This window comes from Limnothrix sp. HT2024, assembly GCF_059138625.1.
On sequence record NZ_CM181121.1, the window covers coordinates 568,121 to 582,089 of the forward strand.

Below are 13,969 nucleotides of genomic sequence, written 5' to 3' on the forward strand. Positions count from 1 at the left end.
GATCCATTCAAAAGCTGATGAGACAATCAATTAAATTACTAGCCAAGTTCTATTGCTGATTTTCTGCATTACAGCCAAAACGCTAAATTTCTTATCCATAGTTCTTTAATTGAATGGGTAGTGTCATAATTTAGTAATGATGAGCAGGTGAAAGCCTTACTGCATCAGTAATCTTCAATGAAAATCATCACTTCACAGGCATTATCATTTAATGATAGAAATTTAATAAATATCAGAATTAACGAATATCAGATAAACATCAAAATTAGATTCAAAAATTAGCCTCGAAAATTAGATTCAAATAATTGCGTGACTTTGTTGTAATTTTGCGATCAATTTTCAAACAAAAAAGATAAACCCTGATGGCTGTCAGGCATCCTTGAACATTCAAATAGGCATGATGCTCAAAATTTCTGCCATTTTTGCAATCACTCACAGGGGACAGAAATTATTGATCAATGCCATCGATCTTTTGAATTACAAGCTTATGGCCTGCTTTTTGAACTGGTGAACAGAGCGAAAACCACACCCCAAAAAAATCAGTCAAGCGCCTTTAGGCCGTTTCAGCACTCGTGTCAGCACTATGAATCCGATGGCGCTGATGTTGACGTAATTTCAACATCAAATCGGGAGGTAACTTGGCAGACTTCCAATAGGCATCTTGGAAATTGGACTCGGCTAGCTTTGCCATGTGCAGGTCGGCCCCGGCAAAATTGGCTCCCAAAATATTTGCCTCTTGTAGGTTCACTCCCACCAACGATGCGCCCACAAAATCAGCCCCCAAGGCACAGAGCCGATGAAGATTAGCGCCATCAAAGGTCGCCCCGGTGAAGACTGCCTCGATCGAGTTAGTGGCTGATAAATTGGCTCCGGTAAAGTTGGCCCCGATCGCCCTAACCCAAGTGAGGCTAGCTCGGCTGAGATTCACCCCAATCAAATCCACCCCAATCAAGTTTGCACCGTTCAGATTGGCTTCACTCAAGTTGGCACGGGTTAAGTTAGCCAACACCAAATTGGCTTCGCTCAAATTAATTCCCGGTAGCTCAGCCGCAATCAGATTAACTTCACTGAGATCTGCACCTCGAAAATTCCGTTCTCCTAAGCAATAGCGCCCCAACAGTTCATCTGCATCCATGACGTTATTCACCCCATTTACTTCAATTGGCTTGGGAATGAGCCAAATCGATCGCCCCTTGTCGTCACAAAGGACTATTACCGCTCAATATGACTGAATTATGACGAAGTATTGTCATCAATTCTGGGCAATCGACCATCTCACTGCTTCCCTCTATTCTGTTCAGAATAACGATGAGTAGAAACGAGTTGGCTTAATTATCGATTGATTTAGTTTTTATTCCCTTCCAGTCAATCTATCTTTACAAGCAGTTTAAGGGTGAATTCCGAAACCGCATGGGTGAAAGCTGCTGTAGATTCATAGGGCAAAACATTCCGTCCTGGAAGTTTGTAGCCTTCACCTTGGGGAAGGTTTTCAAGGTAAAGATTGAGACGCTGATCGGGGCTTTCCTGCTTGCCGCTTTTGCTGATGCTAGAGGCGGTTTCTCCAAACAAGGTCAAGGTTGGGTAAGGAATTTTGCGAATTTTTTCAGCATAGCCCTTCTGCCAAAACCGAGCCAGAAACGCAAAAACCGCATGGCGACTGGCCGGATCCGCAGCACCTTGATCCAGCATGGAAAGCCATTCTTCGTCAATGTCTGGCAAGGAAGCGAAAAGCTGTTTTGCCGAAAAAGAACTCAGAAATTGCCGCCGCTTCGCATATTGAAAAAAAGCAGCCCCAATCCAAGAGTCAAACAGCCCATTCCAGAGCAGTTTTTGTTGCCATTTGGGTGCAACTTCGGCCATCACTTGCCAAGCAGGTGGCCCCGAGAGAATCAGGCCGCGAATGTCGATCGCCCCGTTGGCATTGTTGGCATTGGTCGATCGCTCCACCATCTCGATCGCCACGGGAAACAGTGCCCCCTGCACCACCAAAATCACCGGCCGCTGCACCACCGTTTTCACAAAATACAGCAGTTGATCAGCCCAATCTTCTGGATACAGGGCATAACGAGGCTTGGCCGCATCCCCACAACCCAACAGGTCTGGATTAAAAATGGCTAAGGCACTGCTCGATCGCCCCCAAGCATTAATGAACCGCTTCCAAAAGTGTCGCGATAGGCCAACCCCGATCGGGTGAATTAACAGCAAAACTGGCTGGTTTGGCTGGGCTATTCCCCATTGGTCATAGCTACAGCGATAGCCTTGCCAATCATAAAATTGAGTAGCTCGATCGGTCGAATTTTGCAGATTAGTCATGGTTTTTGCTTGAAAGTAATGGCTATATTCAGGTGTCTGTTTAAGCTTTTCAGACATCTTCCAAAATTGGCTTATGAAATTGGCTTATGAAATTGGCTTATGAAACTGGGTTTTGAAATTGGGTTTTGAAGTTGGGTTCAAAGATGGGGCAAAGGGTGAATGCAACAACGGTGATTTTTTAACTGGACTCCGAAGACTTTGGATCCGGATCACAGCGAATTTCTACCATGAATCCGTCAGGGTCGTAAAAGTAAACGCCGCGACCAGTGGGGCGAGTGACGGGCCCATGGGCGATCGCCACTTGGTGCTGCTGAAGGACGGCAAGGGCGCGATCGAACAGTTCTGGGTCAATATCAAAGGCTAAATGATTGGCGCGGGTGAATTGCTGATCCGGATCTGGGTGCGGTGGTTGGAGGTCTGGCTCCCAAAACAAATCCAAAATCAAGCCATCGGGGAGCAGAAAGTTGGCAACCTTGCCCGCCGCCACCAGGGATTTGAGAGTGCTGGGAACCCGATCGCCCGTCAACTCCTCCAGACCCAACAGGAAGCCGTAAAAGTGGCGAGAGGCCTGCATATCTTGAACGTTGAGGGCAATATGATGCACTTGTCGTAGGGTTCCCAGTCCTAAACCAACCCTGGGCACTTGTGTCTCAGTTCCCGGCGCGATCGCTGCAGGGTTCGCCACTCGATCAACTGCTGTTTCCATTGCTCACCGCTTCCCCAACGCTTCCTGTCTTTCAGGGTAACAGGGCGATCGGGTGGGTGTCGTTGCCGTAAATTTGCGGAGAAAGGAGCTGAAAGGTGTGCTGAGAAATGCGCTGATAACCGGCGCATGAATCACAGATCAGGGGTGAATCGCAGGATCGATCGCGTCGTTTCGGACATCCTCTTAGAATGGGACAGCGACCGCTGTTCGTGGTCATCCAATCGCCGCGTTTCGCCGCGTTGGAATGGTTGTGCTTAATGCCAAAGCGGCCTGGAGCAACCCCAGAGCCATGCCCAGAGCTATTCCAGAACTATTGCTGTATCTTTTTGATCTCAATTGATCCCAATTGATTCCAACTCGCGTCCCAACTGATCCCAACTCGCGATCGCCCAAGTATGTCTGAACCCAACGCAACCCCATCCGCTGTCCAGTCGCCCGATCTGTCCCCGATCGGCCCTGGGGAAACCACCGCTGGCTCGCTGCCCGATTCGGAGGTGATTGAACTCCCGCCGGATTTTGTGTTGCCCACGGGTTTGGCGGCCATTTCGATTCTGTTTTTGGCTTGGAATTTGTTGGCGGCGCTGGCGCTGGCGGCGTTTTCGGCATTTTTGACCCTACAAGCGGCCACCCTGCGGCTTTTGTTCACGGCAACGGCTTTGGACATTTACCGGGGCGACAAGCTGATTCGGCGCTTTCCTTACCAGGATTGGGAAAACTGGGATATCTTTTGGTACTACCTACCGACTTTGTTCTATTTCAAGGAAGTGAAAAGCCTGCATTTCCTGCCCATTTTGTTTGATCCCAAGCTCTTGCGGGCCTGTTTGGAAGCGAAACAACTGCCCAAGCGCCGCTCTTGGCAATAGGGCCGCTGTGGCACGATCGAGCGCTGGGGAAATTTCTGGGGGCGATCGAGCGGGATTCGGTCGCTTTCGGGAAACCCGACCGAAAATCGGGTGGAGTTACGAATCATAATCGTTCAAGGAACTGGGATGATGGCGGCCAAGGTTTAAACGCTCGGTGTTGTTCCCCTTGAGCGTTCCACTGTTTGCAATCTAGTGCTTGAAATGTCTGATATTGCTGATCTGTCCGAATCGATCGATCGCCCCTCGGAAACCAACTGGGACGATGAACCGTTGCCCACCCCTGCCCCATCGCCCCAGGTGGGAGAAACGGCGGCGGCCGAAACACCGGTCAGCTCGGCGAATCGATCGAGCACAGCAGCAGGGGAATTGATCGCCAATTCGGCTCCCGAGGCTTCCCCCCCACCCGAACCGGCCGCGACACCGGAAACGATCGACTCACAATCCCCGATCGACAGCTCCCCGGTGGCTCCGGCCCCGATCGTCACGGCTCCAGAGTCGGCAGCGCCTCCGGCGGACAACCCCGATCGGGCAACGCCAGCAGCCACTTCAAGTGCAAACCCCGATCCCGATCAAAGTTCAACTCCAAATCTAGACCCAGAGCTAGATGCAAGTACCAACTCGGCTGCCCAATCCCTGGCCGATCGCGTGGCCGATCTCCAGACCCAGCGAGATCAACTGCTGGCGGAAATTGCCCAAGCCCGTCGTGACCTCAGCCGCATTCTCAGCTTGGGAACTGCCGAGTTGGAACAGCGCCGCCAAAACCTGACCGCCAGCATTGAGCAACTGGAGCGCCGTCAGGAACGCATTCGCCAGGAAATGAAAAGCACCTTTGCCGGTGCATCCCAAAACGTTGCCGCCAGGGTTCAGGGGTTTAAGGACTACCTGGTGGGTAGTTTGCAAGAGTTGGTGGCCGCCGCTGAGGAATTATCCTTTGCGCCGCCGCCCGCCCCAACTCCGGCCCCGGCTCCGGAGCGATCGACCCCCACGCCACCCACTGCGATCGAGGGGCAATTTCAGGGCGATCGTCGCAAAATTGAGCAAATTCTCGAGCGATATCGCACCCGGCCGGACTATTACGGCCCCCCGTGGCGTTTGCGGCGCACCTTTGAGCAGGTTCATGCCGATCGGGTCAGTCAGTGGTTTTTTGACCTCAGCGGTCGAGGGGCCCTGCGCACCATGGGCAGCCGCCTCCAAAACATCCTGGTGGTTTCCGCCACCATCTCCGTGCTGCGGGCCATCCATGGCGATCGACTCCGAACCCTGATCCTGATCGACAGTCCCGAGCGACTGGGCGACTGGCGGCGCGGCCTGCAAGATTCCCTGGGCATTTCCCGCGCTGACTTCGGAGCCGAACAGGGCGTGATGCTATTTGAGTCCCCGGATCCCTTGGCGCAACGGGCCGATCGAATCCAGCGGGGCGGTGGCGTGCCGTTCATTGTGGTGGATGAGTCCGACGGCCGCATTAGCCTTTCGTTGTTGCAGTTTCCCCTATGGCTGGCGATCGCGCCGGATCCCCGAATTGCGCCCCCCAGCGGCCTCGGCGGCAGCAGCTATGACTACTAACGTTGAGCTGGCCTAAACCAATGATCAGCATGGGGTAGACACCGCGCATGAGTTGCTAGGGCCAATCCAAGCGATCGAGGGCTGAAGCCCCATGGCGATCGAGCAACGAGAGTGGCAAAATTCGTAAAAATCCTTGAAGCTTCAAGCCATCCAACCCATTGATGGCTAGCATGTCCAAGTAACTGCAACCAGTTCACGATAACTGGGCGCTGTATTTCGGTGTGGTGCAACCTATGGTGAAGCTGAAAATCGTTCAACCCACGATCTTCAAAAGCCGGCCAGTCTCGTCGAGTGAACTGCCAACCGCAGAAAAACTCTCGGTTGCCCCCCGCGAACTCACGGTACAGGCGGCCGTCTTGGAAGGGAATCACTATCGGGTGACCCTGATTGAGCCGATCGGGAATCGTCAAGAGTGGTTCATATTTAAAGATCACTTGGAAATTGCCGCCGTCCCCACCCTGGTTGTCAAGAGCGAAACCGTTTTTAAAACCCGTGTGGCCCTGTCTTCGGCCCTGAGCAGCGCGGAAAAGTTGAGCGTGGCCCGGGGTGAGTTTCCCCTTGAAAGCTACGAAGAAGCGCCCGATTCCCACCTGAGCGTGGTGTTGATGCAGCCCCTGCGCGATCGCAAAAATTGGGTCGTGTTTAAGGGGCACATTGAGTTGTTGAACGTGCCGCCCTACCCGCCGCCAAAGGACGCAACTAATTTTCCGCCTCTGCCCAAAATTCGGGTCAAAGTGCCCACCATCTTTAAGCAGCGCCCCGTCTCTTCCGCAGAACTCAAGGATGATGAAGAGGTGTCTGTAGCACCGGGCGATTTTCGGATTCGGGCCATCAGTCGATCGGGTAGCCACTATCAGGTGCAGCTCAGTGAGCCGGTGAGCGATCGCCAAACTTGGTTTGTGTTTGCCGGCCATGTGGATTTAATTGATGCCGATCAGTTGCTTTCGGCCAGTCCGGCTCCTAGCCCTGCCCCGGCTCCCGCTCCTAGCCCCGCCCCGACTCCTGCCCCCGCCCCAAGACCTGCTCCTGCGCCCGCACCTCAGCCCGCGCCCAGTCCTAGCCCAGCACCTTCCCGCGGCCCCGCCATTCGGATCCCTGGCTATGGGGTGGTGGGAACCCGTGATCCAATTGTGCCGAACGGATCCTTTTTCTGGGGAGAAGCGACTAAGGACGGCACCAGACTTCCTGAATCGGAAGAAATTGCCCGCAACATTGTGCGGATGGCTCAACAGATGCAGCGAATTCGCACCAAATTGGGCGATCGCGCCATCACCATCACCAGTTGGTATCGACCGCCAGCGGTGAACCGGGCCGTGGGGGGCGCTTCCAACTCAACCCACATGCGAGGCCATGGGGTGGATTTTGTGGTGGAGGGTCTTTCGCCCCAAGCGGTGCAGCGGATTTTGGATCCTTGGTGGGAAGGCGGTCTGGGGTATGGCTCCACCTTCACCCATGTGGATAATCGGGGATATCGGGCCCGGTGGAATTACGGCAATTAATGTCTGATATAAGTGAGATCTCATCCAGCTTCTAAGCGGGTGTCTGAGAAGCAACTTGAGGGACTTGCAAAGCACGAATAGCCGTGGGGCAAGGGGCTTCAGCCCCTTGTCTTCGGTGATTGATGAGACTTGTTCTGGTTCCTAAAACCTGGCTGCTAAAATCTGGCTTCTGAAAAAGTGCTTCCCGCCAATCGATCGGGGAGAAGCGCTTTTGCTGCAAATTTTTTCGACACGGTTCAGCCAATTTCAGCCCGATAGCCTAGCGGGAGGCGACAGTTTGCGCCAACGCCACCCGCATTCGATCGACCGTACGCGCATTTTCCGCCGGGGTGCCCACGGTAATGCGCAATCCGCCTCCTGTGTGACGAATTAGGGTTCCCTGCTGCTTAAGCTGCTGCACCAGATGAGCCATGGCTTCATCGGTGTTGGCGGCTCCCTTCAGGCGAGCGTAAAGAAAATTCGCTTGGCTATCCCACAGTTCCAGTCCTGGCAGGGCCCGCAACTGCTGGAGCAATCGATCGCGCTCCGTCAAAATCTCTGGAACGATCGCCAACAGATCTCGACGGTGGGCCAACGCGGCGAGGGCGGCCGCTTGGGTAAAACTGGGCAGGTTGTAGGGTAGGCGCACCTTTTCCAAGATGGCGGACAACTCGGGATTGGCGATCGCGTAACCGACCCGATGGGCCGCCAATCGAAACGCCTTCGAGAACGTTCGCAACACCACCCAGTTGGGCCGCGCTTGCAGTTCGCCCACCACGGTGCGACGGCTGAACTCAAAATAGGCTTCGTCAATCACCACCAAAATATTGGATGGCAGCCCCCGCAGCCAGTTGAGTTCCGCTGTCGTCAGAGCGTTGGCAGTGGGAGAGTTGGGGTGCACCATCCACACCACCCGCACGGGCGAGGGGGTCAGTTGTGCTTGGGCAATGACTTGACGCGCGGCATCCAGGTCAATTTCAAAGGTTTTGGGCGATCGGCCCACCCGCTCCACCGGAATTCCCAGGGTTTGGGCCAAAATCCCATACATGCCAAAGGTGGGCTGGGCCACCAACACACGACCACGACCGCCCACACAGGTGGCAATCAGGATCGATCGAATTAATTCATCCGAGCCATTCCCCACGGAAATTTGCCCAGGGGCGATCGCCTCCGCCGTGCCGTTGGCAATGGCCGAGCAGGCTTCATTCACGTACTGGGCGATCGCCCGCTTCAGATCCGTATGATCGCCTCCCGGGTAACGGTTGGTTTCAATCAGGTTCTGATAGGTTAAGCAGAGTTTTTCTTTCAGCGCTTCCGGCAACTGATAGGGACATTCATTGGTGTCCAGACGATCAATCTCAACGCCCGTGGGTAACTCTCCCCCCGGGTGAGCCTGATAGGCGACAAACTCAACCAAATCTGGACGCAAAAACTCCAACATGGTGCAGGCTACAAATGTCTGTTAGGGAGGTTGACCGGCCTTCCGTCTTCAAACAACGGAATTGGCTGCGCAAAAAATCTGAAACAAACCCCAAAAAATTCAATTTCAACTGCAATTAGATGGGCAACACCGATATTAATCTGCTGTTGATCTGCTATTGATCTGTAGTTGGTCTGTGATTTGGCTAGGATCCCCCCCTTGAATCGCGAACTGAATCACAGGCGGAACACGAACTTAATCTAATTCAAGCAAGCCAGTCTAATCAAGCTAGTTTCATTGGGCTAATTTAGTCGGGCTAATTCGCTCAGGCTAATTCAACCGGACTGATGCAATTTATTGGATGGGTTGATGAGTTGGGTCTTCCATAGCATCGGATTGAAAGGCCACAAATTAGCGCAGAAATGACCAGCATTGAAACAAGAATTGATTGGCGGTTTAACCTAAAGATGGCTTGACTTAAAAGCGGCCGAATGGGGCTGAAGGTTTTTCAACAATGAGCGAGTCCCAAAACCACAGCGGCCAACATTTCTCAAGATTTTTGAGGATGCGTTTGGACGATCGCCCTCATCATACCGAGATTCTCCTTGCAAAAACACTGGACTCCAGAAAACGCAATCGAAAACCGGTTGGGGCCTCAGCTCTGGCTGACCTCGGGGAGCGATCATCGCTGGCCGCTGGGGTGATCGCTCCAGCAGCATATTCAGCGGCCCCATCGGCTCCCTATAGCCCTGTCAGGTTGACTTGAACCGATCGCGCCACTCGATTTGCCTTGGCCCGGGCCTGGTCGATCGAGTCAGCCCGCGCCAGGGCCACCCCCATTCGCCGGTATTGACGGGTGCTGGGTTTGCCAAACAACCGAACATCTGTGCCCGGCTCCATCAGGGCTTCCGCCAACCCGTCATAGACCACCGACTCTGCGGGATCTGACTGGCGATTGGCCAAAATGGCAGCACTCGCAGCCGGCTCGTAAACCGTAATTTCTGGGATGGGCAACCCCAAAATGGCCCGCAGGTGCAACTCAAACTCATTCAGGTTTTGGGAGACCAAGGTAACCATGCCCGTGTCGTGGGGGCGGGGTGACAGCTCAGAAAAAATGGCAGCGTCAGGCGTGATGAAAAATTCCACCCCAAAAATGCCCGCGCCGCCCAGGGCCTCCGTCACCCGCTGGGCGATCGACTGGGCCTGTTTCAACAGTTCTGGGGTGATCGGGGCTGGTTGCCAGGATTCTTGATAGTCACCGCGTTCTTGACGATGGCCGATCGGGGGACAAAACAACGTCGGCCCCGCCCACTGCCGAATGGTCAGCAGCGTGATCTCCAGCTCAAAGTGAATAAATTCTTCAACAATCACCTTGGCTTGGTCACCGCGCCCCTGTTCGGTGGCGTATTGCCAGGCGGTGGGTAGCTCCTCGGGCGATCGCACCACGGATTGCCCCTTGCCCGACGAAGACATCACCGGCTTCACCACATTCGGAAAGCCAATCTCCGCCGCCACGGCCTGCAATTCCGCCAAGGTGGCCGCATAGCCATAGCGAGCCGTGCGCACCCCCAACTCGCCCGCCGCCAAGTCCCGGATTCGATCGCGGTTCATGGTGTAGTGGGTGGCGGCGGCCGTTGGAATAACGGTGATTCCGCGAGCTTCAAATTCCGCGAGCTTTTCGGTGCGAATCGCTTCAATTTCCGGAACGATGAAATCTGGACGATGCTTCGTGACGATCGACTCCAGCGCATCCCCATCCAACATTGAGATGACCTCTGCCTCGTCGGCCACCTGCATCGCGGGCGCATTGGCATAGCGATCAACCGCAATCACCTGGTTGCCCAGACGCTTGGCCGCGATCGCAAACTCTTTGCCTAACTCGCCGGAGCCAAGCAGCAAAAAGGTTTTAGGCAAAGTAGAACCGGTGACGGACATGAACTTTCAACACACCATAGCTGAACGATCACCAACGCCGCAGCCCCAGACTAGAAGCCACGTTTTCCCTGAACATTTTTGCCTGAACGCTTTCCCGGATGCGGTCAATGCCATTGAACTGGATCCGGCTCTTTCTGGAGGCGGCACTGATCCCAGCGCACCCACCCAATCAAGCACCCATCACCCGATCGCAGTCCCGATCGCCCCTTAGAAATCGCTCAGGCAACCCAGGGCAAAAGCCCGTTCAGATAACCTTCCTATTATCACGCGGTGGGGGCGATTTCCACAGGGAGCGGGCGACGTAGCGGTTGGTATCTGGCTGAAACAAATCGATCAATTCCCGCCAAATCCCGATGAGTCATAATCTCCTGATACGACCCCTTGGCCCACAACAGTTCCATCACCGCTGGAGCCTGCCCAGCCATCACCTCCACCAGCCAAACGCCGCCCGGTCGGAGATAGGCCGGAGCCAACTTCACCAAATGGCGCAAGCAATCGAGGCCATCGGGCCCACCATCCAAAGCCCCATGGGGTTCATGGTCGGCCACCTCCCGCTGCAAGACAGGCACTTCCGCGCTTGGGATATAGGGCGGATTAGAAACCATCCCCGCCAGGTGGCCGGCCAAATCTGCCAAAGGTTCAAACCAGTTCCCCAAAGCGAGGTGAATTCGGTGATCCAGCCCTGTGTGCGTGGCATTGAGGTGGGCAATTTCCAGCGCCGTTGTCGATTGATCCACCGCCCAAATCGTTGCTTCTGGCATGGCTTCCGCCAGCGCCAGGGCGATCGCCCCGCTCCCCGTCCCCAAATCTGCCCAAACCCCGCGCCGCAAAAGGGCGTTAGTCGCCGTCAGCTCCCAAGCCAAGTCCACAATTAACTCCGTCTCGGGTCGAGGAATCAGCACCCCCGGGGAAACGCGCAGCCGAAAGTTACGCCAGCCCACCACCCCCGCCAGGTACTGCACCGGCACGCGATCGACCAATCGCCGCTGCCACAGTTGATCCAATCGTTCTAGGTCGATTCCCGAAGGCAGATCGCCCACCTGGAGCCGCAGCCGCAGCCGATCGACCCCGGCCCATTCGACCAGGAGCCAATCCAGTTCCCCGATGGGTACTTGCTGCTCCGATGCTTGGCGGCGCGCTTGTGCATACCAAGTCCAAAAGTCCGCTGTCATGGATTACACTGCTCCGCAATTGCCACAAGACCCCGGGTGAACAGTGCCCCGCTGCGATCGCTTTGTACCGCTTCATGGCCCTTCTCGCAATGACTGGGCCACAAATTGTGCGCCTGGAATCCACTGAAGGATCAACGGCAACCACCGGCCCAAACACCGCCTCAGCCGATCGGCAATCCATTTCAGGGACAATTTCGCCTAAAACACGCCAGCCAAGGCCAAAACGCACCGATCGCAACCACCACAGAATGCTTCAGGCGCGGGTGTCAATTCTGAGCTTCAACACTATCCCCAGATCTTGATCCTCAGATTTTTTGATTTTTGCAAGGAACTTCATATCATGGCAAAGTCAGTAATCTGAAAAGTGCGATGTCCTAATTTTTAGTGATTATCAGCCGGTACTATCAGCCCGAATTCCTTACCACCAATTAATAATAGTCTTCACATGATTCAAGCCTTAAGTTTTTTTTCAGGTTGTATGGGTCTTGATTTAGGTCTCGAAAAAGCGGGCATTGAAGTATTACTCGCATCCGAGATCGATCCAGCAGCTCGAACAACCATTCAGCTAAACCGTCCCCACCTGCCCCTATTGGGCGACGTGAGAGATTACACAGCCTCAGAAGTTCGATCCCTAGCCAATCTAAAAACTAATCAGGATCTGGATTTGGTTGTGGGTGGGCCACCTTGCCAAGCTTTTAGTAGTGCTGGAAAGCGCCAAAGCTTCAATGATGATCGCGGCAATGTCTTTTTGTTATTTATCGACTTGGTACTTGAATTAAATCCTCGTTTTTTCGTCCTAGAAAATGTTCGAGGATTACTATCAGCCACCCTTCAGCATCGGCCCATGCACCTGCGTGGCAAAGATGCACCACCCCTGAAACCAGAAGAAAAACGCGGTAGCGCCCTAGTGCATATCATTCAAAAAATTAAAGCTGCTGGCTACAGTGTTTCGTTCAATCTATACAATGCTGCTAATTTTGGATCACCTCAGCAACGCGAGCGAGTGGTGATCGCTTGCAGTCGTGATGGCCAGAAATTGCCCTATTTAACACCAACACATTCTGAAACAGGACTGCACAATTTGCCGTACTGGCGGACGCTAAAAGATGCCTTAGCGGGCTTACCCACTGAAGGGCATGAATTTGTGAAATTTCCTGAAAAGCGCTTGAAATATTATCGCCTGCTCAAAGCCGGACAATATTGGCGAGATTTGCCACCAGAATTACATGCAGAGGCCCTGGGCGGTTCCTATCAAGCAGTGGGTGGAAAAACAGGTTTTTATCGCCGTCTAGCCTGGGATAAACCATCACCAACGATCGTGACTCATCCAGCGATGCCCGCTACCGACTTGGCGCATCCCGAGGAAGATCGCCCTTTGAGTGTTCAGGAATATAAACGCTTACAGGAATTTCCCGATGATTGGGTGATTGCTGGTGGATTGCTCGATCGCTATCGCCAAATTGGTAATGCGGTTCCCTGTTCACTAGGAAAGGCGATCGGTCAAATGTTGTTGGATTATCTCGATGGTCAAACTGAAACCCAATATCCTGATTTTCCCTATTCCCGCTACTCTAAAACCGATGACGTGAGCTGGTGGGCCGATGTAGTTGGCAGCCCGGAGCAGACTGAACCGCGTCATGCTCAATTACAGCAACTTTGCTTAGACATCTTTTGATCTATTGCTCACTTTGAAAAGCAAGATAGGCCGCCTCAATATTCAAGATCATAGTTTTTACGCTGCTCTCAACTAGTTCATACTCAATCCCAATTTTTGACCAAAATTCATGACCACAAGCCCGAGAAATTGTGGGACTCGAAAAGTTCCAAGTTCCTAAACAGAATGCAGCAGCAAATAAAGAAAATTCATGGATAGCTAACTCTTCTTGAGATCTGGGCTTTTGGCTACCTGTCAATGTGCCCGGTGTCGTCTTGAGTTGCGTAAAGATCGGGTTGGTTTGACCTACCTCAAAAATGATGATGTCGATCCCTGTAATCTTGATTCCAAAGTCTTTTTCTGGGCTAATAGTATAAGGACTAATCTTGGCTAAATCTTCCCAGGGTTGGCCCATTTTGGTGCTTAAGCTTCGGGAAATTGCATTACTAGCGGTAAAGAGTGTCGCCCCACAGAGTTCATAGAGATTTTTCGGATTCTCCGCAATTTGATCGGGCGATCGCACCAAAGACGGGATTGAGTTAATGAATTGCTGGGCAAATTCATGGCATTTTTGGGCGATCGCCTCTGATTGGTTTAGGCGATCGAGTACAGATTTACCTTGCCGATCGGCTGTAATTTGTTCGTGGCAATAATCCAACAATAATGGCTTGATTACCGCTGCTCGCTGATAGGCCGTCTGCAAACTGGGCTTAATCTGTGGAGGAACTGTGATTGACTGGGCATAAGTATCAATCAACGTTGCTCGATCGCCCAAAGATAGCGATCTCAAGTCATCTATTTTCAAATCATCCATAAAGTCCGGCTGAGATGATTAGCAGAGCAGAATCATTCAGCATATTCCAAG

The 13,969-nt window shown here is 53.2% G+C and carries 11 protein-coding genes; 4 read left to right on the plus strand and 7 right to left on the minus strand.

What is annotated here, in order from left to right; all coding sequences use genetic code 11:
• Positions 1 to 553: 553 nt before the first annotated feature.
• The 3 genes from AC2IAX_RS02370 to AC2IAX_RS02380 form a co-directional block, all read right to left on the minus strand.
• Positions 554 to 1,135 (minus strand): pentapeptide repeat-containing protein, encoded by a 582-nt coding sequence (locus AC2IAX_RS02370; RefSeq protein ID WP_494389167.1) that lies wholly within the window; start codon positions 1,133 to 1,135, stop codon positions 554 to 556.
• A 230-nt stretch (positions 1,136 to 1,365) separates the two neighbouring features.
• Positions 1,366 to 2,313, minus strand: coding sequence for an alpha/beta fold hydrolase (locus tag AC2IAX_RS02375; RefSeq protein ID WP_494389168.1), 948 nt, complete (start codon positions 2,311 to 2,313; stop codon positions 1,366 to 1,368).
• 178 nt (positions 2,314 to 2,491) lie between these two features.
• Entirely contained in the window at positions 2,492 to 3,019 is a 528-nt protein-coding gene (locus tag AC2IAX_RS02380) for a VOC family protein (RefSeq protein ID WP_494389169.1), read from the minus strand.
• A gap of 395 nt (positions 3,020 to 3,414) precedes the next feature.
• On the opposite strand from AC2IAX_RS02380, the gene AC2IAX_RS02385 reads away from it, so the two are divergent.
• The 3 genes from AC2IAX_RS02385 (at position 3,415) to AC2IAX_RS02395 (ending at position 6,944) form a co-directional block, all read left to right on the plus strand.
• On the plus strand, positions 3,415 to 3,882 hold the full coding sequence (locus tag AC2IAX_RS02385; protein WP_494389170.1) for a DUF3119 family protein: 468 nt from the start codon (positions 3,415 to 3,417) through the stop codon (positions 3,880 to 3,882).
• Positions 3,883 to 4,083: 201 nt separating this feature from the next.
• Positions 4,084 to 5,445, plus strand: a complete 1,362-nt coding sequence (locus AC2IAX_RS02390) for a DUF3086 domain-containing protein (RefSeq protein WP_494389171.1) — start codon at positions 4,084 to 4,086, stop codon at positions 5,443 to 5,445.
• A 233-nt stretch (positions 5,446 to 5,678) separates the two neighbouring features.
• Positions 5,679 to 6,944, plus strand: a complete 1,266-nt coding sequence (locus AC2IAX_RS02395) for a D-Ala-D-Ala carboxypeptidase family metallohydrolase (protein ID WP_494389172.1) — start codon at positions 5,679 to 5,681, stop codon at positions 6,942 to 6,944.
• A gap of 259 nt (positions 6,945 to 7,203) precedes the next feature.
• On the opposite strand, the gene AC2IAX_RS02400 is transcribed toward AC2IAX_RS02395, so the two are convergent.
• The 3 genes from AC2IAX_RS02400 to prmC form a co-directional block, all read right to left on the minus strand.
• Complete coding sequence (locus AC2IAX_RS02400) at positions 7,204 to 8,364, minus strand: histidinol-phosphate transaminase (protein ID WP_494389173.1); 1,161 nt, start codon at positions 8,362 to 8,364, stop codon at positions 7,204 to 7,206.
• Positions 8,365 to 9,084: 720 nt separating this feature from the next.
• Positions 9,085 to 10,278, minus strand: coding sequence for a formate-dependent phosphoribosylglycinamide formyltransferase (purT, locus tag AC2IAX_RS02405; protein ID WP_494389174.1), 1,194 nt, complete (start codon positions 10,276 to 10,278; stop codon positions 9,085 to 9,087).
• A gap of 263 nt (positions 10,279 to 10,541) precedes the next feature.
• Complete coding sequence (gene prmC / locus AC2IAX_RS02410) at positions 10,542 to 11,450, minus strand: peptide chain release factor N(5)-glutamine methyltransferase (protein WP_494389175.1); 909 nt, start codon at positions 11,448 to 11,450, stop codon at positions 10,542 to 10,544.
• A 445-nt stretch (positions 11,451 to 11,895) separates the two neighbouring features.
• Between prmC and AC2IAX_RS02415 the strand changes: the two genes are divergently transcribed.
• Positions 11,896 to 13,125, plus strand: coding sequence for a DNA cytosine methyltransferase (locus tag AC2IAX_RS02415; RefSeq protein WP_494389176.1), 1,230 nt, complete (start codon positions 11,896 to 11,898; stop codon positions 13,123 to 13,125).
• A gap of 1 nt (position 13,126) precedes the next feature.
• Here the strand turns inward: AC2IAX_RS02415 and AC2IAX_RS02420 are convergent, their stop codons facing one another.
• Positions 13,127 to 13,918 (minus strand): hypothetical protein, encoded by a 792-nt coding sequence (locus AC2IAX_RS02420; protein WP_494389177.1) that lies wholly within the window; start codon positions 13,916 to 13,918, stop codon positions 13,127 to 13,129.
• Positions 13,919 to 13,969: the final 51 nt, after the last annotated feature.

What these genes read in the sequence shown, in the direction of transcription:
- AC2IAX_RS02370 (WP_494389167.1), bottom strand. Translation starts at nt 1,135, where the DNA reads ATGGATGCAGATGAACTGTTGGGGCGCTATTGCTTAGGAGAACGGAAT.
- AC2IAX_RS02375 (WP_494389168.1), bottom strand. Translation starts at nt 2,313, where the DNA reads ATGACTAATCTGCAAAATTCGACCGATCGAGCTACTCAATTTTATGAT.
- AC2IAX_RS02380 (WP_494389169.1), bottom strand. Translation starts at nt 3,019, where the DNA reads ATGGAAACAGCAGTTGATCGAGTGGCGAACCCTGCAGCGATCGCGCCG.
- AC2IAX_RS02385 (WP_494389170.1), top strand. Translation starts at nt 3,415, where the DNA reads ATGTCTGAACCCAACGCAACCCCATCCGCTGTCCAGTCGCCCGATCTG.
- AC2IAX_RS02390 (WP_494389171.1), top strand. Translation starts at nt 4,084, where the DNA reads ATGTCTGATATTGCTGATCTGTCCGAATCGATCGATCGCCCCTCGGAA.
- AC2IAX_RS02395 (WP_494389172.1), top strand. Translation starts at nt 5,679, where the DNA reads ATGGTGAAGCTGAAAATCGTTCAACCCACGATCTTCAAAAGCCGGCCA.
- AC2IAX_RS02400 (WP_494389173.1), bottom strand. Translation starts at nt 8,364, where the DNA reads ATGTTGGAGTTTTTGCGTCCAGATTTGGTTGAGTTTGTCGCCTATCAG.
- purT (WP_494389174.1), bottom strand. Translation starts at nt 10,278, where the DNA reads ATGTCCGTCACCGGTTCTACTTTGCCTAAAACCTTTTTGCTGCTTGGC.
- prmC (WP_494389175.1), bottom strand. Translation starts at nt 11,450, where the DNA reads ATGACAGCGGACTTTTGGACTTGGTATGCACAAGCGCGCCGCCAAGCA.
- AC2IAX_RS02415 (WP_494389176.1), top strand. Translation starts at nt 11,896, where the DNA reads ATGATTCAAGCCTTAAGTTTTTTTTCAGGTTGTATGGGTCTTGATTTA.
- AC2IAX_RS02420 (WP_494389177.1), bottom strand. Translation starts at nt 13,918, where the DNA reads ATGGATGATTTGAAAATAGATGACTTGAGATCGCTATCTTTGGGCGAT.